Consider the following 21341-nt stretch of genomic DNA (forward strand, 5'->3'; position numbering starts at 1 on the left):
CGGCTCGCCGCGGCCCGCTCGGGCGCCGGCCCCCTCCCGTCGGCCGAGGCCTGCCGGGCCTTCGCCGAGCGCCACTCGTGGGCCGCCGTGGCCGAGCGCCACCGCCGCCTCTACGCCGAGGTCGCCGCCCCCGACCGGCCGATCAGGGTCGTGGTCGTCGACCACACCGCCCAGCCGTCGGGCGCCGAGCTGTCCCTGCTGCGCTTCGTCGAGCACCTCCCCGGCGTCGAGGCCCACGTGATCCTCGGCGCCGACGGCCCGCTCGCCGGCCTCCTGCGGGACGCCGGCGTCCCCGTCGAGGTCCTGCCCATGGACGAGGGCGCGAGGGGCCTGTCGAAGGACGACCTGCGGGCCGGCCGGGTCCCGCTCGCCAGCGTCCGCTCGACCGCCGCCTACGTCCGCCGCCTGGCCCGCCGCATCCGCGAGCTGCGCCCGGACCTCGTCCACACCAACTCGATGAAGGCCCACCTCTACGGCGGGGCGGCCGCCCGGCTGGCCGGGGTGCCGGTCGTGTGGCACGTGCACGACCGGGTGGCCGGCGACTACCTGCCGGCCGGCGCCGTCCGCGTGGTGCGGGGCCTGTCCCGGGTGCTCCCGAAGGCGGCGATCGCCAACTCCCGGGCCACCGCCGCGACCCTGCCGGACGGCGTGCCCACCGTGGTCGTGCACGAGCCGCTGCCGGCGACCGGGCCGGACGCCGTGCCGACCGACCGGGACGGCACCTTCCGGGTCGGCATCGTCGGCCGCCTGTCACCCTGGAAGGGCCAGGACCTGTTCCTCCGGGCGTTCGCGGCCGCCTTCCCGCCGGGGACGCCGGCCGTCGAGGCGGCGGTCATCGGCGGCGCCCTGTTCGGCGAGGACGACGTGGAGGCCGGCCTGCGGGCCATCGCCGCCGACCTCGGCATCGCCGACCGCGTCGACTTCCGCGGCTTCCGGGAGGACGTCGCCGTCGAGCTCGGCCGCCTCGACGTGCTGGTGCACGCCTCGGTCATCCCGGAGCCGTTCGGGATGGTCGTGGTCGAGGGGATGGCCGCCGGCCTGCCGGTGGTCGCCGCCGGCGCCGCCGGCCCGACCGAGGTCATCACCGACCACGTGGACGGGGTCCTCTACCCGATGAACGACGAGGCCGCCCTGGCCGCCGCCCTGCGGGAGCTGCACGGCGACCCCGACCTCCGCCGCCGCCTGGGCGAGGCCGGCCGGGCGAGGGCCGAGGCCTTCCGCCCCCAGGTCCTCGCCGCGGGGATCAGGGAGGCCTACCGCATCGCCGTCGGCCGCTGAGGGTCAGCGGGTGGCGTCGAGCCAGGCGACGGTCGGCTCGATCCAGTCCAGAACTTTTGTACTCTACGACCACTCCCGGCGTCGACTACTTCGGAGGACACATGAGTCCGCTTCCGGTGGAGTGGGGCAACGTCGCAGAGTTGCTGCAAGCGGGTGGCGGGCTGGCGCAGCTGGCCCATGCCGTCCGCTCCGAGCACCGTCGGCGCAAGGAGGACTTCGCTCGCAGATTGGAGGCCGAGAGCCAACTCACAGTCGGCCAGATCGCGGAACTCATCGCAGACGATCTGAGTCGAATACTTTTATTGGAGAGGGCGCTCGCTATCGCTGACGATGCCGCGAGCGCGGAGAAGCGTCGAGTTCTCGCGCGCGTCGTCGCCGACGCATTGAAGAACCAAGACATGCCACTCGAAGAAGCGGACCTCCTCCTTAACACAATTCGCGACCTCGAAGCATACCATATCGCACTCCTTGTAAAACTTGCTACGCCGACCCCTGGAGGAGGAGCGCTCTCTGGCACTGCCCTTGAGGGCGCCTTCAGTGAATACGAGTTGGGCAAGGCGCTCCCTGAGGATCAACAAGATCTCCTGGGGCCAGTACTGGCAGGTCTCGAACGACAGGATCTCATACGGCTACAGTCTGCGTCCTCTGGTCCTGAGAGGTGTTGGGCGGCTAGTGATTATGGCCGTCGCTTCCTCCGTTACCTACCGCCTGAGGAGCAGCCGGCGATGGCGCTACTCCTTCGTGCGGAGATTGCTGTCCGCTGGGAAGGGCCACCGTCGCCAGCCATTGTCATAAGAAACCTTGGACCAGGTACAGCGAAGATCAAGTACTTCAAGTATCCAGCGGGAATTCTGGTCGACCCGTTTCCAGGACCATTCACTCTGCGCGCTGGACGTGAGCGGTCGCTTTCTGCCCACGACCGATCGGGGCAGACACGCTTCCATGTGAAGGTGACGTGGCAGGACGAAACGGGCCTGCGGGAGTGGTCGGGTAAAGTATCGTCGCGTCAGCGTGCTATCGGCGGCAGCTCAGCACCGTGAGTCCGCGCAAGAGAGCGCACGCCGGGGACATGGCGACGGGCCGCTGAGGGTCAGCGGGTGGCGTCGAGCCAGGCGACGGTCGGCTCGATCCAGTCCAGAAGCCGGTGGAGCTCCTCGCCGGTGAGGTCCTTGCCGTACTCGTGGATCTTCTCGGGCTCGTACTCGGAGTGGAAGGCGTCCCACACCTCGGTGGCGTCGCCCAGCTCGCAGAACTCGACGATCTCCTTCAGGGTCTCGGGCGTCAGCTCGTCGACCCGGCACTCGAGGTAGCGGTCGGGGCCGAGCTCGCGCCCGGCCCGGCAGGCCAGCTCCACGCACATCCGCCACTGCAGGGCGCACACCTCGAGCAGGTCGAGGTCGCGCACGAGCCCCTCGATGCCCGGCAGCCGCGGCCCCCACACCCGCTGGCCGACGACCTTGGAGAACCGGGCCGGCGCCATCTGCCGCGCGAACTCGCCGGCGTAGCGGGGCACCGAGCGCCAGTCGACCTCCCGGAGGTGGCGGGCCACCCGGTCCCGCTGGCGGGGGGTGCGCACGCCGCGAGGCGTGGTCAACCAGGCCCGGCGGATCGAGGCGACGGCGTCGGGGCCGTTGCGGATGACGTGCACGAACCGGGCGTCGGGGAGCACGGCGTCGACGAAGGGCAGGCGCAGCGAGTTGCTCGGCGTCTTCTCGGTGAGGCGCCGGCCGCCCTGCTCCCGGACGGCGTCCGCCAGCTTCGCCCTGATCCAGGCCCGCACCTCGGGGCGGGCGTCGTCCCTCCTGAGCAGGTCGGACTTCTCGTCGTTGCCGTGCCGCCACAGCAGACGGGGCTCCCGCAGGTAGGCCATGTCGGGGTGGGCCCGCAGCACGTGGGCGACGATGGCGGTGCCCGAGCGCGGTGCGCCCACGATGATGACCGGCTTCTGCAGCAGCTCGTCGTCGGACGGTGACGCCACGGTCCTCCCTTCCCGGTCGGCGACCACGGGGCGCGGTTGCCCTCGTGCCTCGGGCATCGTACGCGGCCCGCTACCATGCGTCGCAGACGGGTGCCGAGGCGCGTTCCGCCGGACCTGCGGTGGGGGATTCAACCGAGAATGGGAGGATGGGTGCCTCGCAGCACAGCCAGCCCGGCGGGGCGATCGCCGGCCCGGCGCGTCGACGACCGGGCGGGCATCACCGAAGTGGCGGAGCTGTTCGGCCCGGACGGCGCGCGCCTGCTCGGGGTGCGATCGGCGCCGTCCGGCCCGGCGCGGGGGGCGGTGCTGTGCTGCTCGTCGATCGGCAACGACCTGGTCAAGCACTACCGCCGTGAGGTCCTGCTGGCCAGGGCGCTGGCCGGCGCCGGCGTGGCCGTGCAGCGCTTCCAGTACCGGGGCACGGGCAACAGCGACGGCGACCAGGCCGACGTCTCCCGGGGCTCGATGGTCGAGGACGCCACGGCGGCCGCCGCCCTGCTCGAGGCGGCCGCGCCCGGCGTGCCCGCGGCCGTCGTCGGGGCCCGGTTCGGGGCGCTGGTCGCGGCCGAGGCGGCCGCCGCCGACACCCGGCCGCTCGTGCTGGTCGAGCCCGTGCTCGACGGCTCCCGGTACTTCACCGAGGCGTTCAGGGCGAAGCTCATGCAGTCCCTCGCCGGCAGCCGGGGCGCCCGGCCGACCACGGCCGACTTCGTCGCCGCCATCGACCGCGGCGAGGCCGTCGACGTGCTCGGCAACCCCGTCCACCCGGCGCTGTACCGCAGCTGGCAGGGGCGGTCGGTGGCCGGCGCGCTGACCGGCCCGCGCCGCTCGGTCCTGCTCGTGCAGTTCGGCGACGACGTGCCCGTGCGGCCCGACCTCGAGAAGGCCGCCGCCGGCCTGTCCGAGCTGGGCCACGACGTCGAGGTCGTCCAGGTGCGGGGCCGGGAGACGTGGTGGTTCCTCGACGAGCGCGAGCTCGTCCGGGTCGGGGGCGGCAGGGGCCAGGCCGCGGCCGGCGACGCCGAGCCCGGCGACCGCCCCGGCGCCACCGACGGCCTGCTCGGCGCGGTCGTCCCCTGGCTGGTCGAGCGGCTCGGGGCGGCGGCGTGACGGCGGTCGCCACCGCCGCCGACGAGGTCCCCGTCTGGCTCCCGGCCGGCGGCGAGGAGCTGTTCGCCGTCCTCACCCGGCCGACGGGGCCGGCCAACGGCGTCGCCGTGGTGCTCAGCTCGAGCGGCCACTGGGTGACGACCGTCGGCACCAACCGCACCTACGTGCGCCTGGCCCGGGCCCTCGCCGCCGAGGGCTTCCACGTCGTGCGCTTCGACTACGTCGGGGTCGGCGAGAGCAGCGGCCCGGCCCGGCAGTACCGGCTGGACGACCCGTTCGTCGGCGACACCGACGCCGTCCTCGACTGGCTGCGGGCCCAGGGCCTGCGCCGGTTCGTGTTCCTCGGCAACTGCTACGGCGCCCGCGTCGCCATCGGCGCGGCCCAGGGCGCGCCGGCCGGCGAGGTGGCCGGCGTGGCCCTGTTCCCGCCGGCCGTCCGCGACTTCGGGCACGGCGAGCGGGCCGCCTCGCTCCCCCTCCGCGAGCTGGCCGCCCGGTCCCTGCGGCGGGGCGGCCTCCGTGGCGTCCTGGCCAAGGCGAGGACGCCCGGGACCCGGCGGCGGTGGGCCGCCGCCCTCCGCAAGAAGGCGGCGGCGCTGGCCGGCCGGCGCGGGGGCGGCAACGGCGGCGACGGCCAGGGCGGCGGCGTGCAGTGGGTCAGCCCCCACTTCCTCCGCCCCCTCGAGGACCTCGTCGACCGCCGGGTGCCGGTGCTCCTCGTGTTCGGCGAGGACGAGGACTTCCACCTCGACTTCGAGCGGGGCCGGGCCGGGCGGCTCGGCAAGGTGCTCGACCGGGCCGGCGACCTCGTCACCATCCACATCGTCGACGGCAACACCCACGGCCTCGGCACGGTGGAGATCCAGGACGACGTGGTCGACGCCCTCTGCTCCTGGATCCCGGTGCACGCCCGCTGATGGACTTCGACTGGACCGAGGAGCAGCTCGCCTTCCGCGAGTCGGTCGTCCGCTTCGCCCAGCGGGAGCTGAACGACGACCTGCTGGCGCGGGACGCCGAGGGCGGCTTCGCCCACGAGGCCTGGCGCAAGCTGGCCGCGTTCGGCATCCAGGGGCTGCCGGCGCCGAAGGAGTACGGCGGCAGCGAGGCCGACACGCTCACCCAGGCGCTCGCCATGGAGGCGCTCGGCTACGGCTGCCGTGACAACGGGCTGCTCTTCTCGCTGAACGCCCACCTGTGGGCCTGCCAGCACCCGGTGATCCACTTCGGCACCGAGGAGCAGAAGGAGCGGTGGCTGCCCGGCCTGGTCGACGGGTCGGTCGTCGCCGCCCACGGCATGAGCGAGCCGGGCTCGGGCTCGGACGCCTCGTCCATGCGCACGACGGCGACCCCGGACGGCGACCACTTCGTGCTGAACGGCTCCAAGATCTGGTGCACCAACGGCCCGGTGGCCGACCTGTTCCTCGTGTTCGCCACCCTCGACCGCGCCCGCGGCTTCCTCGGCATCTGCGCCTTCCTCGTGGAGCGGGACACCCCCGGCTTCGAGGTCGGCCCGCCCATCCACAAGATGGGCCTGCGCACGGCGCCGATGAGCGAGCTGTTCCTCGACGGCTGCCGGGTGCCGGCGGCGAACCTCCTCGGCCGGCGCGGGGCCGGGATGATGGTGTTCAACTCGTCGATGGACCGCGAGCGCAGCCTGATCCTGGCCTGCACGATCGGGACGATGGAGCGCAACCTCGAGCGCACGCTCGAGCACGCCCGCACCCGCACCCAGTTCGGGTCGCCGATCGGCAAGTTCCAGGCGGTGTCGCACCGCGTCGTCGACATGAAGCTCCGGCTGGAGACGGCCAGGCTCCTGCTCTACCGCCTGGCCTGGACGATGGACCGCGGCCGGCCCGTCGGCCTCGACGCCGCGCTGGTGAAGCTCCACCTGTCGGAGAGCTTCCTCCAGTCGAGCCTCGACGCCCTCCAGCTCCACGGCGGGCTCGGCTACACGGCCGAGTACGAGCTCGAGCGGGACGTGCGCGACGCGGTCGGCAGCCGGCTCTACTCGGGCACGTCGGAGATCCAGCGGAACCTGGCCGCCCGCCACCTTGGCCTGTAGCCCCACACGGAGGACGAGCAGCACATGAGCACCGAGGACTCCCTGCGCGAGTTCATCGTCAACGACCTGGGCTGGAGCGGCGACCGCTCGCTGCTCACCGACGACTACGACCTGATGGAGCACGACGTCATCGACTCGATCGGCGTGTTCCAGCTCGTCGGCCTCGTCGAGGACCGGCTGGGCGTGTCGGTGCCCGACGACGAGCTGGTGCCCGAGAACTTCCAGTCGATCGCCGCGCTGGCCCGCATGGTCGAGAGGCACCGGGCGACCGCCTGACGGTGGCCAACGCCCTGCACCGCCTCGTCGAGGCGTCGGCCGCCGCCCGCCCGGACGGCGTCGCCGTCGTCGACGGGGACGACCGGCTCACCTACGCCGAGCTCGACGCCTGGTCGAACCGGGTCGCCCACCTGCTCGCCGACCTCGGCGTGGAGCGGGGCGACCGCGTCGCGCTCTACCTCGACAAGTCCCTCGCCGCCGTCGCCGCGCTGTACGGGGTGATGAAGGCGGGCGCCGCCTACGTCCCCCTGGACCCGGCCGCCCCGGTCGCCCGGCTCGGCTACATCGCCGGCAACTGCGGCGCCCGCGTGGTGCTGACGGCGGCGGCCAAGGCCGGCAGCTGGGCCGGGCTGCTCGAGGCCGGCGCCGACCCGTCCGCGCTGGTCTGCCTGGCCGGCGACCCGCCCGAGCCGGCCGTCGCCGGCCGCCCGGTGCTCGGCCCGGCCGAGGTGGCCGCCCGCCCGTCGACGTCGCCGGGCGTGCCGGTCATCGACCTCGACCTGGCCTACGTCCTCTACACGTCAGGGTCGACCGGCGCGCCGAAGGGCGTGAAGCTCACCCACCGCAACGCGCTGACGTTCGTCGACTGGACGGTGGAGGAGTTCGGCATCGGACCGGACGACGTGCTGTCCAGCCACGCGCCGTTCCACTTCGACCTGTCGGTGTTCGACCTGTACGCCGCGGCCGAGGCCGGCGCCACGCTCGTGCTCGTCCCGGCGAAGGCGTCGCTGTTCCCCGGCCAGATCGTGAGGTTCGTGAGGGACCACGGCATCACCGTCTGGTACTCGGTGCCGTCCATCCTCACCATGCTCGTCCTGCGGGGCGGGCTGTCCCCCGGCGACCTGCCGACCCTGCGCACCCTGCTGTTCGCCGGCGAGGTGTTCCCGACGAAGTACCTCCGCCAGCTCATGGCCCTGCTGCCCGGCACCCGGTTCGCCAACCTGTACGGGCCGACCGAGACGAACGTGTGCACCTGGTACGACGTGCCGCCCCTCCCCGAGGACCAGACGGCCGACATCCCGATCGGGCGGGCCATCGACAACGTCGAGGTGTTCGCGGTGACCGACGACGGCCGGCGGGCGGGGCCCGGCGAGGTCGGCGAGCTCTACGTGCGGGGCACGACCGTGATGCAGGGCTACTGGGGCGACGACGAGCGCACCCGGCGCGTCCTCGTCCCCCACCCGTTCACCCCCGACCTGCGGGACCTCGTGTACCGCACCGGCGACCTGGTGGAGGAGCTGCCGGGCGGCGACCTCCGCTTCCTCGGCCGGCGCGACGCCCAGATCAAGAGCCGGGGCTACCGCATCGAGCTGGGCGAGATCGAGAACGCGCTCAACGCCCACCCGGCCGTGGTCGAGTGCGCCGCCGTCGCCGTGCCCGACGAGGTCATCACGAACCGGATCAGGGCCTACGCCGTCGTGCGCGACCCCGACGTCACCCCGGCCGAGCTGGCCCGGTTCTGCGGCGAGCGGGTGCCGAGGTACATGGTCCCCGAGTCGATCGAGCTGCGCGAGGGCCTGGCCAAGACGTCGACCGGCAAGATCGACCGCCGGGCCCTGCTGGCCGAGTCGACCGCCGGCTGAGGCGCGGGCCGGCGGCGCGCCTGGCCGCACCCTGCGGCTGGGTAGGGTCACCCGCCGTGCCCGCATCGCCGTTCCCCGACGACCGGTACCGGCGCCGCCGCGGCGGCGGACCGGGCGGCCTCGTGGTCGCCGTGGTGGCCGTGCTGGCCGTCGTCGTCCTCGCCGTGCTGGCCGTGGGGACCGGGGTCGGCCCGCTCGGCGGCGGCGGCGACGGCGACGACGACGCGGACGCCGAGGGCGCGCAGGAGCCCCCGGAGGCCGCGCCGGACGAGGCCCTGCCCCTCGGCGAGCTCACCGAGACCGGCTCGGGGCCGGGCCGCGGCGTCGGGTGCCCGGCCGGAGCCGAGTGCACCGAGTTCGAGGTCGACTGCCCGGACGTCCCCGACCCCGGCGTCGGGTCGATGGCGATCAGCCCGGCCGACGGCGAGCCGGAAGGCGTCATCGTGTTCTTCTCCGGCGGCAAGGGGTCGAACTGGTGGGAGGACGGCGTGCGGCCGGGCACGGGCGAGGCCCACCCGTTCGTCACCGTCCTCCAGCGGGAGGGCTACGAGGTCGTCCAGGTGCGCTGGGACGACGGGTTCTCCACCAACCCGAGCGGCGAGGAGATCGGCTTCGCCAAGGCCGCCTGCCGCAGCGCCACCGCCGTGGACTGGGTGCACGACAACCGCTACGCCCCGCTCGGCCTCGACCCGCCCACCGGCGCCTGCGGGTTCTGCGTGTCCGGCAACAGCGGCGGGTCCTCCCAGTCGGCCTGGTCGCTCACCCACTACGGCCTGGCCGGCGAGGTCGACGCCGCCATCCTCACCTCGGGGCCGCCCCACACGGCCATCGACGACGGGTGCCTCCACGAGGGCGACCCGGCCCTCTGGTACGACCCCGGCTCGGCCAGGGGCTTCGACGAGGTGTACGGACCGGCGAGGGGGGCGAGGGGCGCCTGCACCGGCGCCGACCGGGCCTACGCGCAGATCATGGGCGCGGACAGCATCGACCGGGGCGGGACCGACTACGACTACCCGAACACGCGGGTGGTGTTCATCCTCGGCACCAACGACCGCACCGTCGCCCCCGAGCACGCCAGGGACCTGATCGAGCGCCTGGAGTCCGAGGGCTCCCCGATGGTCGACGTCGTCGACGTCCGCCAGATGGGCCACGAGATCACCCAGTCCCAGACCGGCCTCCAGGCCCTCTTCCAGGCCGTCACCCAGCAGGGCTAGGCGACGGCGTCGGCCCGCTGGACGAGGACGACGGGCGCGTCCGCGTCGGCGAGGACGGCGTCCCTGCGCTTGGCCCCGAGGCCGGCCGGGTCGCCCCGGTCGTCCCGGCCGAGGATCACGAGCGACGAGCCCCGCACGCCGGCCAGCACGGCGCCGGGCTCGGTCGACACGATGCGCACGTCCTCGACGGGCACGTCCACGTCGGGCACGTCGGTGGCCGGCGGGTGCAGCACGCGGAGGCGGCCGGTGCCGTCCCTGGACAGGCGCACGGCGAGGTCGAGGGCGGCCCCGTCGTGGAAGCCGCCGGCGAACCAGACCGACACCGGCCCGGCCCGGTCCGTGGTGTCGCCCTCGCCGGCCACGAGGACGGCGACGTCGCAGGTGGCGGCGTCGAGCACGTCGCCCACCACCCCGCCGAGCTGGTTGCGACCGACCCACGGGCGGTGCCAGGCGGCCATCACCAGCGAGGCGCCCTCGGCGTCGGCCAGGCGGGCCAGCTCGGCGCCGGGGTCGGGGCTCACCCGGGTGCGGACGACGGTGTCGACGCCGGCCTTCAGCAGCTCGGCGGCGAGCGGGACCAGCTCCTCGCGGGCGGCGGCCTCGGCGGCCTCCACGTCGCCGAGGTTGGCCCGCACCTCCTCGCGGCCGGGCGGGGGCTCGACCCGGGCGAGGACGACCGACGGGCGCCCGCCGTCGGGCGACCGCAGCCGCTCGAGCACCTCGAGGACCGACCGGGCCTGGTCGACGGCGCCGACGGCGACGACGATGCGGTGCCGGCCGTCGGGGCCGGCCCGCACGGCCCTGGCCACCCGGCGGGCGTCGCGCTCGATGACCGTCCTCGGGTACACGATGGCCAGCAGCGGCGTGGCCATGAACGTGGTGACCAGCGCCATGATCACCATGATCGTGAACAGGGCCGGCGAGATGACCCCGAGGCTGCGCCCCACGGTGAGGATGACGATCTCGGTCAGCCCCCTCGTGTTCATGAGCAGGCCGAGGCCGACCGAGGACCGCCACGACTCGGCCGACGCCCTGGCGGCGAGGATGGTGCCGCCCAGCTTGCCGAGCACGGCCAGGCCGACGACGACCACGGCGACGGCCCACAGCGCCGGCTGGTCCAGCAGCCCGAACCGGGTCGAGAGGCCGACGACGGCGAAGAAGATCGGCAGCAGCAGCAGGACGGTGACGTCCTCGAGCTTCTCGGTGATCTCGGCCACCAGGTCCCGCGACCTGGGCATGACCACGCCGAGCATGAACGCGCCGAAGATGGCGTGGATGCCGATCTCCTCGGTCGTCCAGGCGGCGAGGAGGATGGCGACGAGCAGGCCGGCCATCACCGGCGGGTTCAGCCGGCCCCGGCGATCGCGCACGGCGACGAGGCGGCCGACGAGGGGCCGCACGACGAGGAGGAGCACGGCGACGAAGCCGGCCGACAGCACGACCGTGCGCACGGCGTCGAGCGGGCCGCTCGACTTCACGACGGCGACGACGCCGGCGAGGATGCACCAGGCCGTCACGTCGTCGACCGCCGCGCAGGAGATGGCGAGGGCGCCGAGCCTCGTCCGGTAGAGGCCGGTGTCGGTGAGGATGCGGGCCAGCACCGGGAAGGCGGTGATGGCCATGGCCGCGCCCATGAACAGCGCGAACCCGGTGTAGTCCCCGCCCCCGAGCATCGGGTGGAGCACGACCGACACGGCGACGCCGAGGGAGAACGGCAGCACGATGGACACGTGGCTGACGAGCACGGCGGCGTGGCCCGAGCCCCGGACGAGCCGGACGTCGAGCTCCATGCCGATGAGGAACATGAAGAAGATGAGCCCGAACTGGGCCATCACCTGGAGGACGGCGGTGACCTCCGGCGGGAACAGGTACGAGGTGAGGTCGGGGGCGAGCAGGCCGACCAGGCTCGGCCCGAGCAGGATCCCGGCCACGATCTCGCCCATCACCTTGGGCTGGCGGATGCGGGCGAACGCGGCGCCGACGACACGGGCGGCGACGATCACGACGGCGACGGCGAGGAACATGCGCGCCGTCAGCTCGCCGCCCTCGAGCCCGTCGTCGGCGCCGCCCTGGCGGGGGGTGGCGGGCGCCAGCGACACGTCGAAGGACCGGTCCTCCACGGTCATGGTCCCGGTCGCGCCGACGGCGGTCCCGTCGGCGTCGCCCCCGCCCCCGCCGAGCACGACGTCGGCCACGAAGGCCCGCTCGGCCAGGTCGGTCCCTGGCGCGCACCGGCCGCGGAGGGTCGTGCGCCCGGTCTCCCGGTCGACGCGGCCCCTCGCCACCCGGGCCCCGAGCTCGCCGTCGTCGGCCTCGGCGCCGGGCGGCCCGGGGCGGTGCAGGTCGAGGAAGGTCCCCGACTGCACGCTGGCCAGCCGCCCGCCGAGGCACGACGCGGCCTCGCCGCCGACCGCGGTGAGCGGCGCCAGCTGCGGGGCGGGGTCGCGGCCGTTGCCGAGCCGGAGGCTCGTGGCGAGCACGACCGCGCCGAGCAGGAGCACCCCGGCGTAGGTGGCCACCTGACGAGCGCGGGACCCGTTGCCTGTGGTCCCTCGCACGGCCGGGGAGTGTACCGACGACCCGGGCGCGGAGGACCGGGGCCGCCGGCCGGCGAATCTGGTGGGGAGATGCCGTCCCCCGAGCGCGCCCGCCGCTTCCTCGGCCCGGCCGTGGCCGTGCTGGTCGCCGCCCAGCTCCTCGCGCTGGGCGCGTGGTCGTCGTTCGCGCCCCCGGCCGACCTCGCCGCCGGCGACCGCCCGGCGCCGCGCCCCCCGCTGACGGCGCCGCCGGCCACCGACGCCGCCCCACCCAGCACGACGGCCACGACCGCGCCGCCGGCCCCGTCGACCACGGCGGCGGCCCCGCCGACGACCGTGCGCCGCCCCACGACGACCGCGATCGCCGCGCCGACCACGGTGGCGCCGCCGGCCACCACCGCGCCGCTGCCGACGGTGCCGACGACGGACCCGCCCGCCACCGGCCCGATGGCGCTCGGCTCGGTCGACGCCACCGGCCCGGCGGGCGGCGGCTGCCCGGCCGGGTCGACGTGCTGGCGGGCGACCGTGTCGTGCCCGGAGGTGCCGGCGGCCGAGGCGACGGTGGCCGTCCACCCGGCCGACGGCGCCACCCGCGGCGTCCTCGTCCTGTTCTCCGGCGGCCGGGGCGACAACTGGTGGGAGGACGGGCACGTGGCCGGCAGCGGCGCCGGCGCGCCGGTCGTCGCCGAGCTGGCGAGGGGCGGCCTCGAGACCGTCCAGGTGCGCTGGTCGGGCGGCTTCAGCGCCACGCCGGAGGGCTCCTCCCCCGGCTTCGCCCGCCTGGCCTGCCGCAGCGCCACCGCGGTGGCCTGGCTCAGGGCCTGGCGCTACGAGCCGGTGGCGGGTGGCCCGGCCGGCGGCGGCCCGTGCGGGTTCTGCGTCTCCGGCAACAGCGGGGGCGCGTCCCAGGCGGCCTGGGCGCTCACCCACTTCGGACTCGACCCCCTGGTCGACGGCCTGCTCCTCACCTCGGGCCCGCCCCACGCCGCCATCGACAAGGGCTGCCTCCGCCGGCCGGGCGAGTCCGCCTACTGGTACGACGAGGGGACGGCCGTCGACTTCGACCGCACCTACGGGGCCGGCCGGAGCGGGAACGGCCCGTGCGCCGGCCACGACGGCGGGTCCGCGGCCCGGTTCCGCCGCGACGGGATCGCCACCGGCGGCGCCGACTACGCCTGGGGCGCCACGGCGGTGACGTTCCTGCTCGGCGACGCCGACCCGACCGTCGCCCCGGCCCACGCCAGGGACCTGGCCGACCGGCTCGGCGCGGCCGGCACGCCCGCCACCGTCCGGGTCGTCGCCGGCATGGGCCACGAGGTGGTCGCCTCGCCCGCCGGGCGGGCGGCGTTCGTGGGTGTGGTGCTCGGTCGGTTGTGACCGGCGTATCATTCCGTGTCGCCGCCGTTCGCTGAGGGGAACCGTCGCGGCGTCGCGTCCAGAAGTCTTCCGGAAGGAATCGCCTGTGCCCTCGACTCAGTCCTGCGACGTGCTCGTCATCGGTGGCGGCCCGGCCGGGTCCACGACCGCGTCGTTCCTCGCCCGCAAGGGGTGGGACGTCGTCGTCCTGGAGCGGGCGAAGTTCCCCCGTGAGCACGTCGGCGAGTCGATGCTGCCCTTCTGCTACTGGATCTTCCAGGAGCTCGGGATCCTCGAGGAGATGTCGAAGCGGTTCGTGCGCAAGCCGGGCGTCCGCTTCCTCGACGTGGACGGCGAGACGGCGACGACGTGGTGCTTCAACCGGAAGATCCACGACGCCAGCGCGCTCTCGTTCCAGGTGCTGCGGGCCGACTTCGACGACTTCCTCCTCCGCCACTCCGAGGAGGAGGGCGCGACCGTGCACGAGGAGACGAGGGTCGAGGAGGTCGTCGTCGGCGACGGCCCCGACGACGGCGCCCTCGTCCGGGCCACCGGGCCCGACGGGCCGGTCGAGTTCCAGGCCCGCTTCGTCGTCGACGCGAGCGGCCGGGACACGTTCCTCGCCAACCGCATGAAGAACAAGGTCGCCCACAAGGAGCTGGAGCGCACCGCGCTCAGCACCACCTACTGGGCCGGCGCCAAGTTCGAGGGCGGCCTCGAGCAGGGGATGATCCAGATCGTCTACCTCGGCGGCGAGAAGCAGGGCTGGATCTGGGCGATCCCGCTCGGCACCGACCGGCTGAGCGTCGGGGTCGTCATGAACACGTCCTACTTCCGGCGCCGGCGCCAGGAGCTGAAGGCCGAGGGCGTGGACGACTGGCAGATGGCGCTGTACCTGAGCGAGGTCCAGGCGTCGCCCTTCACCCGGTACATCCTCGAGAACGCCACCATGAAGCGGCCCCTCAATTACAACGGCGACTACTCCTACGCCGTCACGAAGAAGTGGGGCGACAACTGGGCGCTGGTCGGCGACGCCTCGGCGTTCATCGACCCGATCTTCTCGAGCGGCGTCTACATGGCCATGCAGAGCGCCCGGCTGCTGACCGACGCCGTCGACGTCCGCCTCTCCGACGGGCCCGAGAAGGGCGCGGCGAAGATGGAGGAGGTCTACGAGCGCATCGTCGGGGCCTACGGCCTCGTCGACAAGCTCATCCGGCTCTTCTACACGCCCGAGGCGCTGAACTTCGCCCAGCTGGGGTCGGCCGAGGACGCCTTCGACGAGCACCAGCACTACGAGAACGCCATCGCCACGTACCACTACCTGATCGCCGGCGACTTCTTCGAGCAGCACAGCCGCTACTCGCAGTTCGTGGACACCCTCAAGGAGCCCACGGTCTTCCGGCGGTACAAGCGCTACGTCATCGACCGGCCGGCGTTCTCGGCGCCCGCCGCCGACTGCGAGGTGCCGCGCGAGCAGGTCTTCGTGCCCACCCTCGCCGAGCACGAGCGCCGCAGGGCCGAGCTCGACATCTGACCCGTTCCCGCGGTCCTCGGCGGCGGCCCCGCTGCCGACGACCGCTTTGAGCAAGGAAGTACCATCCGCCCGTGGCCTCCACCACCAGCTCCTCCGACCTCGACCTCCGGCACTACCTCTCGGTCATCCGGCGTCGGAAGGGCACGATCACCCTCGCCCTGCTGCTCGTCCTGGGGGCCACCCTCGCCGCGACTGCGGCGCAGACGCCCGTGTACGCGTCGACCGCGAAGATCCGGTTCAGCTACAGCAACCCGAGCCAGAACGTGCTCGACCCGTCGAGCGCGCGCGGCGACGTGGAGCGCACGCTGCAGACCGAGGTCGACGCGGTCGAGAGCGAGCCGGTGAAGACGGGCGTGCGCGAGGAGCTCGGCAAGGCGCCGGACGTCGACGTCACGCTGATGGACAACGCCAACATCATCACGGTCACCGCCGAGAGCACGAACCGTGAGGAGGCGGCGGCCATCGCCAACGCCTACGTCAACTCCTACGTCGCCTTCCGCAACGAGTCGCTGACCAAGGCGTTCCAGGAGGCCCTGCCCGGGATCCTCGGCCAGATCGAGGCCCAGCGCACCGCCCTCGCCCCCCTCGTGGCCGAGCTGGACGCGGCGAGGGCCGAGTCGGACGAGACGAAGGACCCGAGCATCCTCGCCGAGGCCACCCAGCGCCTCCAGCCCCAGATCGACGCCGTCAACAACCAGATCGCCGTCCTCCAGCAGCAGGCGAACGCCCTGTCGCTCCAGGCGTCGGTCCCCCAGAACGGCGCCGCCGACGTGCTCGCCGCGGCCAACGTGCCCCGCGGCCCGGTGCGGCCCCAGCCGACCCGCAACGCCGTGCTCGGCGCGGCCGTCGGCCTGCTGTTCGGGATCGGCCTGGCCTTCCTGTTCGAGTACATGGACGACTCGGTGAAGACGGCCGAGGACGTCGAGAGCCTGACCGCCGGCGTGCCCACCCTGGGCCTGATCCCGGCGATCGACTGGAAGGACAAGAGCCAGACCCAGCTGATCTCGGTGGCCAGACCGAACTCGCCCGCCGCGGAGGCCTACCGGTCGTTGCGGACCTCGGTGCAGTTCCTCAGCCTCGAGCGCAACCTCCAGGTCGTCCAGATGACGAGCCCGTCGGCGTCGGAGGGCAAGACCACCACCCTCGCCAACCTGGGCGTCGCCATGGCCCGCTCCGGCCTGCGGGTGGTCGTGGTCGACTGCGACCTCCGCCGCCCCCGGCTCATGGACTTCTTCGGGGTCAGCAACCACATCGGATTCACCTCGGTCCTGCTCGGCGAGTCCCCGCTGTCGGCCGCGCTCCAGCAGGTGCCCGACGAGCCCCGCCTGTTCGTGCTCGCCTCCGGCCCGCTGCCGCCCAACCCGTCCGAGCTGCTGGCCAGCCGGCGCACCGACGAGGTCGTCGGCGCGCTCCGGGCCGAGTTCGACGTGGTCCTCATCGACTCGCCGCCGGTGCTGCCGGTGACCGACGCCGCCGTGCTGTCGCGGGTCGTGGACGGCACGCTCGTGGTCGCCACCGTGCGGACCACGAAGAAGAAGGCGCTCGCCCGGGCCGGCGAGGCCCTCCGCCAGGTCGACGCCCCGATCGTCGGGACCGTCCTCAACGGGATGAGCGTCGAGAGCGGCTACGCCTCGAGCTACACGTACCACCACTACAGCGCCTCGCCGTACGGCCAGGAGCAGAAGAAGCGCCGCCGGCGGGGCCGCAAGGGCCGCAAGAGCGAGACCGACGTCGCCGCCCCGGACTGGGAGGCCCCCCTCGGGATCGGCGCCCGCTCCGCCAACGGCAACGGCAACGGCGCCACCTCGGCCAGGGCCGCCGAAGAGCGCGCCGCCAGCCGCCCGTCCTAGCCCGTCCCCGGCTGGCGCCCCTCGCCGGGCGCCAGCCGTAGGACGAGGGCAGCGCCCGTCGCCTTCGTCCGGTCCCGCGCTCGCGAGGAGCGACCCTCACCCGCCCGTGCTCGTGCGGGTCGCAGCCGCCCGTCCCATCCCATCCCCGGCCGGTGGCCCGTCCGCGGCCGTGCGGGCGGGCGTGCGTCAGCGGGGGCGCCAGCCCTTCGAGAGTCGGGCCACCGTCACCGTCGTCCTGGCGTTGCGCGCCCGGCGGGCCAGGCGGCGGGCGAGCGAGGCCGGCCCCAGGCGGGCCAGGCGGGCGACGGCCTCCGGCGGCGCCGGGGCGTCGTAGCCGAGGGCGGCCATCCGCCGCCGGCACACGGCGGCGACGGCCCCGGCCAGCGCCGGGTCGAGCTCGGTGCGCCAGGCCGTCGCCCTGGCCGCGTCCACGTCCGCCCCGGCCCTCGCCTTCCACGACTCCCACGCCGGGAACAGCCCGCCGGCGTCCCCCGCCCCGCCCCCGGCCACCCCGGCGCCGAGGAGCCCGGCCAGCGCCGCCCGGGCCGCGTCGGGGTCGGCGACGACGTCCTCGTAGCGCAGCAGCAGGCACCGGGCGGCGCCGAGCCCCGCCCTGGCGGCCAGCGCGGCGGCGGCGTCGGCGTCCCAGCGGGCCGCGTTCTGGAGCGGGTCGCCGCCCCAGCCGAGCCGGGCGAACGAGGCGACGACGGCCCGCGGGTCGCGCACCACGGCGACGACCTTCAGCGCCGGCAGGGCCGAGGCCAGCGGCCGCCACCAGGCCAGGTGCCCGGGGGTCTTCTCCCCCACCAGGCGGGCGCCCGGCCCGGCCAGGTGGTCGACCACCGCGCAGAACAGGTCGACGGCGTCCTCGGCCCGGCCGCCGAGCGCGTCCGCCACCGCCCTCGGGTCGAGCCCCACGCCGGCCAGGTAGGGCCGGGCCGCGAACCGGTCCAGTTCGGCATCCAGCTCGGCCCCGGCCAGCGGGAACCGCCGCCGCCGGGCCAGGTCGGGCAGGAACTCGGAGAAGAAGTGGGTCTCGGGCGGCACCCGCACGCCCTCGAGCTCCGAGGCCAGCCGCTGCACGAGGGTGGTCCCCGAGCGGGGGGTCCCCGCGATGAGGAGGTCGACGGGCCGGGGCACCTCCGGAAGCTACCCGGCATGCCCGTCGCCGACGGGGCCGCTGCTAGCGTCGCCCGCCGTCGTGACCGACTACGCCATCATCCTCGGGTGCCCCCGGTCGGGCACGACGTTCCTCATGCGAGCCCTCCAGCCCCTCGACGGGGCCGAGGTCGTGTCCGGCCTGATCTACCCGCCCGAGATGGCGCACCTGGCCGCCACCTCCACGTCGGCCGAGCTCGACCACCTGCTCGACCGGTCGCTGCGCTTCTCGCTCGAGTTCTTCCGCGACCACGTCCTGCACTCGCGGGGGTGGGCCGCCGGCGAGTGGCTGAAGCGCAACCTGTCGACCCCCGAGCTGGTCGCCACCCTGCGCGACCGGCGGGCCATCCGCACGGTCGTCTACAAGGAGCCCTTCCTCGCCTTCGCCCCGGAGTTCGCGGCGCGAGCCCTGCCCGGGACGAGGGTCGTGCACATCCACCGCGACGGCCGGGACTGCGCCGACTCGCTGGAGCGCAAGTACGGCGTGCTGACCGACGACAAGCTGGCCTCGCTCGACACCACCGAGGCGCCGCTCGGGCGCAAGGTCGACCACCGCTACGTGCCGTGGTGGGTGGGCGAGGGCCAGGAGGACGAGTTCCTCGCCGCCACCCCGTACCTGCGGGGCGTGTGGATGTGGAAGGAGATGGTCCGCCGCTGCGCGGACGCCTACGACGGCGCCCCCGCCGACCGGGTGCTCACCGTCCGCTACGAGGAGCTCATGCGGGACCCGCAGGCGGTCGGCGCGTCGGTCGCCCGCTTCCTCGGCCACGAGCCCAACCGGGGGGTGCGCCAGCGCCTGGGCACCGGCCACACGAAGTCCATCGGGGTCCACCGGCGCCGGGACGCCGCCGAGGTGGCGAGGGCCACCGAGCTGGCCGCCCGCGAGCTGGAGCGGTTCGGCTACACGTGACCGCGGCCGGGGGGCCGCCGGTCGTCGTCTGCGGGGTGATCCCGCCGGGCCCCGGCGGCATGCGCGACTACGGCGAGCTCCTCGCCGCCGACCTGCGCCGCCGGGGCCGCCCGGCCGTCGTCCGCTGGCAGCTGAACGACGGCGCCCGCCTGGCCATGTGCCTCGGCGCCAACCTGCGCTTCCTGTGGGCCGCGCTCCGCCTGCGGCGGGGCACGAGCGTGGTGTGGAACTACGCCCCGATCTCGATGGGGTGGCGGGGCCTCCCCGGGCCCGGCGTCCTGTTCGGGCTGGTCGCCCGGGCGAGGGGGGCCCACGTCGTGACCGTGCTGCACGAGCTCGCCCCCCGCTGGGCGGGCCAGCCGTGGACGGTCAGGGCCAGCGCCGTCGCCTCGTCGGCCCTGCTGGCCCCGGTGCTGGCCGGCTCCGACGCCGTCGTCGTCACCACCGAGCACCGGCGCCGGCGCCTGGCCCCGTTCCTCCGTGCCGCCGGCACGCCACTGCACTTCCTGCCCGTCTTCTCGAACTTCCCGGTGCCCGGCGAGCGGCCGCCGACCGGCGACGGGTTCCCGGTCGTGGTCGTCGACCACGGCGCCGACTACGCCCGCCCCGACGTCGTCGTCGACGCCCTGGTGCGGCTGCGGGCGACCGGACCGGGCCGCCTCGTCCTGCTCGGCTCCCCCGGCCCGGGCCGGCCGGCCGCCGACCGCTGGACCGACCTCGCCGCCGCCGCCGGCCTGCCCGACGGCGCCGTCTCGTTCACCGGGATCGTCTCCTACCTCGAGTTCAGCCGGGCGCTGCTGTCGGCCGGCGCCGTCGTCCTCCCGAACGAGCAGGGGCCGTCGTGCCGCAAGGGGACGCTCGCCGCCGCCGTCTCCCACGGCTGCCCGGTCGTGTCCGTCGACGGTCCCTTCCGCTGGGACCGGCTGGTCGACGAGGGCGCCGTCACCGTCGTCCCGCCCGACGGGGCGGCGCTGGCGGCCGCGCTCGCCCGCCTCCGGGACGACCCGGCGGCCAGGGCCGAGGCCGGCCGGCGGGCCGCCGCCTTCTACGACGAGGCGATGTCGGTCGAGGTCGTCGGGGCCGCCATCGCCGGCCTGCTGCCGCCGGGACGCCGACCGCCCTGACCGCCCCGGCCGCCCCGGCCGCCCGGTCGCCGGCGCCCGCCCTTGCGGCGGTGGCGGCCCTTCGGACCGAACGGCACGTGGCGCACGGCGAGGTCGAGGCCCATGCGGACCATCGACCGCACGTCCGACCAGCGGGGCCGCACCGACCCGAGCCCCTCCTTGCGCAGCACCCGGAGCTGGACGGCGATCCTCGTCCAGTAGGCCAGGGTCGACACGATCGCCGCGCCCTTGATCCCGGCCAGCGGGACGGCCACGGCGAGGCCGACGGCCGTCACCACGAACCCGGACCCCTCGGCGATGCTCGAGGCGCCCGGCCGGTCGACGGCGTTCAGGATCCGCATGGCCGTCAGCCCCATCCCGAGCGCGGCCGTGCCCGGCAGCAGGATCAGCAGCGGGACGACCGACCCGCGGAAAGGCCGGCCGAACAGCAGGGGCACGAGGAACGGCCCGGTGAGCGCGATCGCGGCCGACGCCGCCACCCCGACCAGCAGGGCCAGGCGCAGGTAGCGGCCGGCCTGCTCCCACCGGTCCGCGCCGGAGGCCCGGCCGACGTCGCCGAAGGCCCGGGCGGCGAGCGCCTGCCCGAAGCTCAGGGGGACGCTGGCGACGGTGGCGGCCACGGCGTACAGCCCGAGCTGGCGGGGGCCGACGGCCACGGCGAGGATGGCCTGGTCCAGGTAGCTGTTGCCGTAGGCGGCGAGCTGGCCGCCGGCGCTGCGGATCCCGAACCAGAGCAGCGGGCGGTAGGGCTCGGCGCCCCTCGGCCGGGTCGGGAGGAACCGCCACGTCAGCGCGTTCACGAGCAGCCCGGCGCCGATCGTGGCGGCCAGGTAGGTCCCGACGCTCAGGGTCCCGGTGATCGCGCACCCGATGACGACGGCGGCGCTGAACAGGATCGGCGAGGCCCGCAGCATCGACATCGGCCGAAGCGCGCCCTCGGCCACCAGCGCGGCCTGCTGCACGTTCGAGAAGATGTTGAGCGGGGCGACGGCGATCAGCACGAAGGCGCCGACGGCGGCGGCCGTGCTCAGCCCGTCGAGCGGGCCCTCGACGAGGAACCAGGCGAGGGCGATGGCGAGCGGGGTCACCACCAGGCAGTAGCGGGCGGCGTTGCCCAGCAGGGCGCGCAGCCGGCCGGGCTCGGCGGCCACCCGGCGGCCGACGGCCCACGGCAGGCCGAGGCCGAGGACCTGCCAGGCGAGGGTCCCGAACACCGTGCCGCTCGCCACCTCGCCGCGGCCGACCGGGCCGATCGCCCTGGCCACGAGCGGGCCGGTGATCAGGCCGAGCGGCGCGGCGAGGGCGATGGCGAAGGTCAGCCCGAGGACGGAGCCCCGGCGCCGGGCGTCGGGCGGGCGGGCGGCCACGGGG

General features: G+C 74.8%; 17 protein-coding genes. 13 read left to right on the forward strand and 4 right to left on the reverse strand.

What is annotated here, in order from left to right; translation table 11 throughout:
* Both VGB14_01480 and VGB14_01485 read left to right on the forward strand, forming a co-directional pair.
* Nucleotides 1-1278 (forward strand): glycosyltransferase (locus tag VGB14_01480; GenBank protein HEX9991576.1); only part of this gene is annotated, 1278 nt, incomplete at its 5' end.
* 116 nt (nucleotides 1279-1394) lie between these two features.
* Nucleotides 1395-2318 (forward strand): hypothetical protein, encoded by a 924-nt coding sequence (locus VGB14_01485; GenBank protein HEX9991577.1) that lies wholly within the window; start codon nucleotides 1395-1397, stop codon nucleotides 2316-2318.
* Between the two features lie 50 nt (nucleotides 2319-2368).
* On the opposite strand, the gene VGB14_01490 is transcribed toward VGB14_01485, so the two are convergent.
* Entirely contained in the window at nucleotides 2369-3256 is an 888-nt protein-coding gene (locus tag VGB14_01490; GenBank protein HEX9991578.1) for a sulfotransferase, read from the reverse strand.
* A gap of 150 nt (nucleotides 3257-3406) precedes the next feature.
* Here VGB14_01490 and VGB14_01495 point away from each other — a divergent pair, with 150 nt between their 5' ends.
* From VGB14_01495 to VGB14_01520, 6 genes are read left to right on the forward strand one after another with little or no spacing between them, the layout of a single operon-like run.
* Entirely contained in the window at nucleotides 3407-4366 is a 960-nt protein-coding gene (locus VGB14_01495) for an alpha/beta hydrolase (GenBank protein HEX9991579.1), read from the forward strand.
* Nucleotides 4363-5283, forward strand: a complete 921-nt coding sequence (locus VGB14_01500; protein HEX9991580.1) for an alpha/beta fold hydrolase — start codon at nucleotides 4363-4365, stop codon at nucleotides 5281-5283. The genes VGB14_01495 and VGB14_01500 overlap by 4 nt, the downstream gene beginning before the upstream one ends.
* On the forward strand, nucleotides 5283-6428 hold the full coding sequence (locus tag VGB14_01505) for an acyl-CoA dehydrogenase family protein (GenBank protein ID HEX9991581.1): 1146 nt from the start codon (nucleotides 5283-5285) through the stop codon (nucleotides 6426-6428). The genes VGB14_01500 and VGB14_01505 overlap by 1 nt, the downstream gene beginning before the upstream one ends.
* Before the next feature lie 24 nt (nucleotides 6429-6452).
* On the forward strand, nucleotides 6453-6704 hold the full coding sequence (locus VGB14_01510) for an acyl carrier protein (GenBank protein HEX9991582.1): 252 nt from the start codon (nucleotides 6453-6455) through the stop codon (nucleotides 6702-6704).
* 2 nt (nucleotides 6705-6706) lie between these two features.
* Nucleotides 6707-8287: an amino acid adenylation domain-containing protein gene (locus VGB14_01515; GenBank protein HEX9991583.1), complete on the forward strand. Its 1581-nt coding sequence runs from the start codon at nucleotides 6707-6709 to the stop codon at nucleotides 8285-8287.
* A 56-nt stretch (nucleotides 8288-8343) separates the two neighbouring features.
* Nucleotides 8344-9501 carry a hypothetical protein gene (locus VGB14_01520; protein ID HEX9991584.1) on the forward strand — a complete coding sequence of 386 codons (1158 nt, stop codon included), beginning with the start codon at nucleotides 8344-8346 and terminating at the stop codon, nucleotides 9499-9501.
* Here VGB14_01520 and VGB14_01525 read toward each other — a convergent pair.
* Entirely contained in the window at nucleotides 9498-12059 is a 2562-nt protein-coding gene (locus VGB14_01525) for a cation:proton antiporter (GenBank protein HEX9991585.1), read from the reverse strand. The genes VGB14_01520 and VGB14_01525 overlap by 4 nt on opposite strands.
* A 69-nt stretch (nucleotides 12060-12128) precedes the next feature.
* On the opposite strand from VGB14_01525, the gene VGB14_01530 reads away from it, so the two are divergent.
* The 3 genes from VGB14_01530 (at nucleotide 12129) to VGB14_01540 (ending at nucleotide 16778) form a co-directional block, all read left to right on the forward strand.
* Entirely contained in the window at nucleotides 12129-13415 is a 1287-nt protein-coding gene (locus VGB14_01530) for a hypothetical protein (GenBank protein ID HEX9991586.1), read from the forward strand.
* 85 nt (nucleotides 13416-13500) lie between these two features.
* Nucleotides 13501-14928 (forward strand): NAD(P)/FAD-dependent oxidoreductase, encoded by a 1428-nt coding sequence (locus VGB14_01535; protein HEX9991587.1) that lies wholly within the window; start codon nucleotides 13501-13503, stop codon nucleotides 14926-14928.
* A gap of 71 nt (nucleotides 14929-14999) precedes the next feature.
* Entirely contained in the window at nucleotides 15000-16778 is a 1779-nt protein-coding gene (locus VGB14_01540; protein HEX9991588.1) for a polysaccharide biosynthesis tyrosine autokinase, read from the forward strand.
* A 186-nt stretch (nucleotides 16779-16964) separates the two neighbouring features.
* On the opposite strand, the gene VGB14_01545 is transcribed toward VGB14_01540, so the two are convergent.
* On the reverse strand, nucleotides 16965-17918 hold the full coding sequence (locus tag VGB14_01545) for a sulfotransferase (GenBank protein ID HEX9991589.1): 954 nt from the start codon (nucleotides 17916-17918) through the stop codon (nucleotides 16965-16967).
* Between the two features lie 61 nt (nucleotides 17919-17979).
* Between VGB14_01545 and VGB14_01550 the strand changes: the two genes are divergently transcribed.
* Both VGB14_01550 and VGB14_01555 read left to right on the forward strand, forming a co-directional pair.
* Nucleotides 17980-18846: a sulfotransferase gene (locus tag VGB14_01550; protein ID HEX9991590.1), complete on the forward strand. Its 867-nt coding sequence runs from the start codon at nucleotides 17980-17982 to the stop codon at nucleotides 18844-18846.
* Entirely contained in the window at nucleotides 18843-19970 is a 1128-nt protein-coding gene (locus VGB14_01555; GenBank protein HEX9991591.1) for a glycosyltransferase, read from the forward strand. Before VGB14_01550 ends, VGB14_01555 begins: the two co-directional genes overlap by 4 nt.
* Here VGB14_01555 and VGB14_01560 read toward each other — a convergent pair.
* Nucleotides 19892-21337, reverse strand: coding sequence for an oligosaccharide flippase family protein (locus tag VGB14_01560; protein HEX9991592.1), 1446 nt, complete (start codon nucleotides 21335-21337; stop codon nucleotides 19892-19894). The genes VGB14_01555 and VGB14_01560 overlap by 79 nt on opposite strands.
* Nucleotides 21338-21341: the final 4 nt, after the last annotated feature.

It is taken from the genome of Acidimicrobiales bacterium (assembly GCA_036399815.1).
In the GTDB taxonomy this organism is placed as follows: domain Bacteria; phylum Actinomycetota; class Acidimicrobiia; order Acidimicrobiales; family DASWMK01; genus DASWMK01.

What these genes read in the sequence shown, in the direction of transcription:
- VGB14_01530 (HEX9991586.1), top strand. Translation starts at nt 12,129, where the DNA reads ATGCCGTCCCCCGAGCGCGCCCGCCGCTTCCTCGGCCCGGCCGTGGCC.
- VGB14_01505 (HEX9991581.1), top strand. Translation starts at nt 5,283, where the DNA reads ATGGACTTCGACTGGACCGAGGAGCAGCTCGCCTTCCGCGAGTCGGTC.
- VGB14_01510 (HEX9991582.1), top strand. Translation starts at nt 6,453, where the DNA reads ATGAGCACCGAGGACTCCCTGCGCGAGTTCATCGTCAACGACCTGGGC.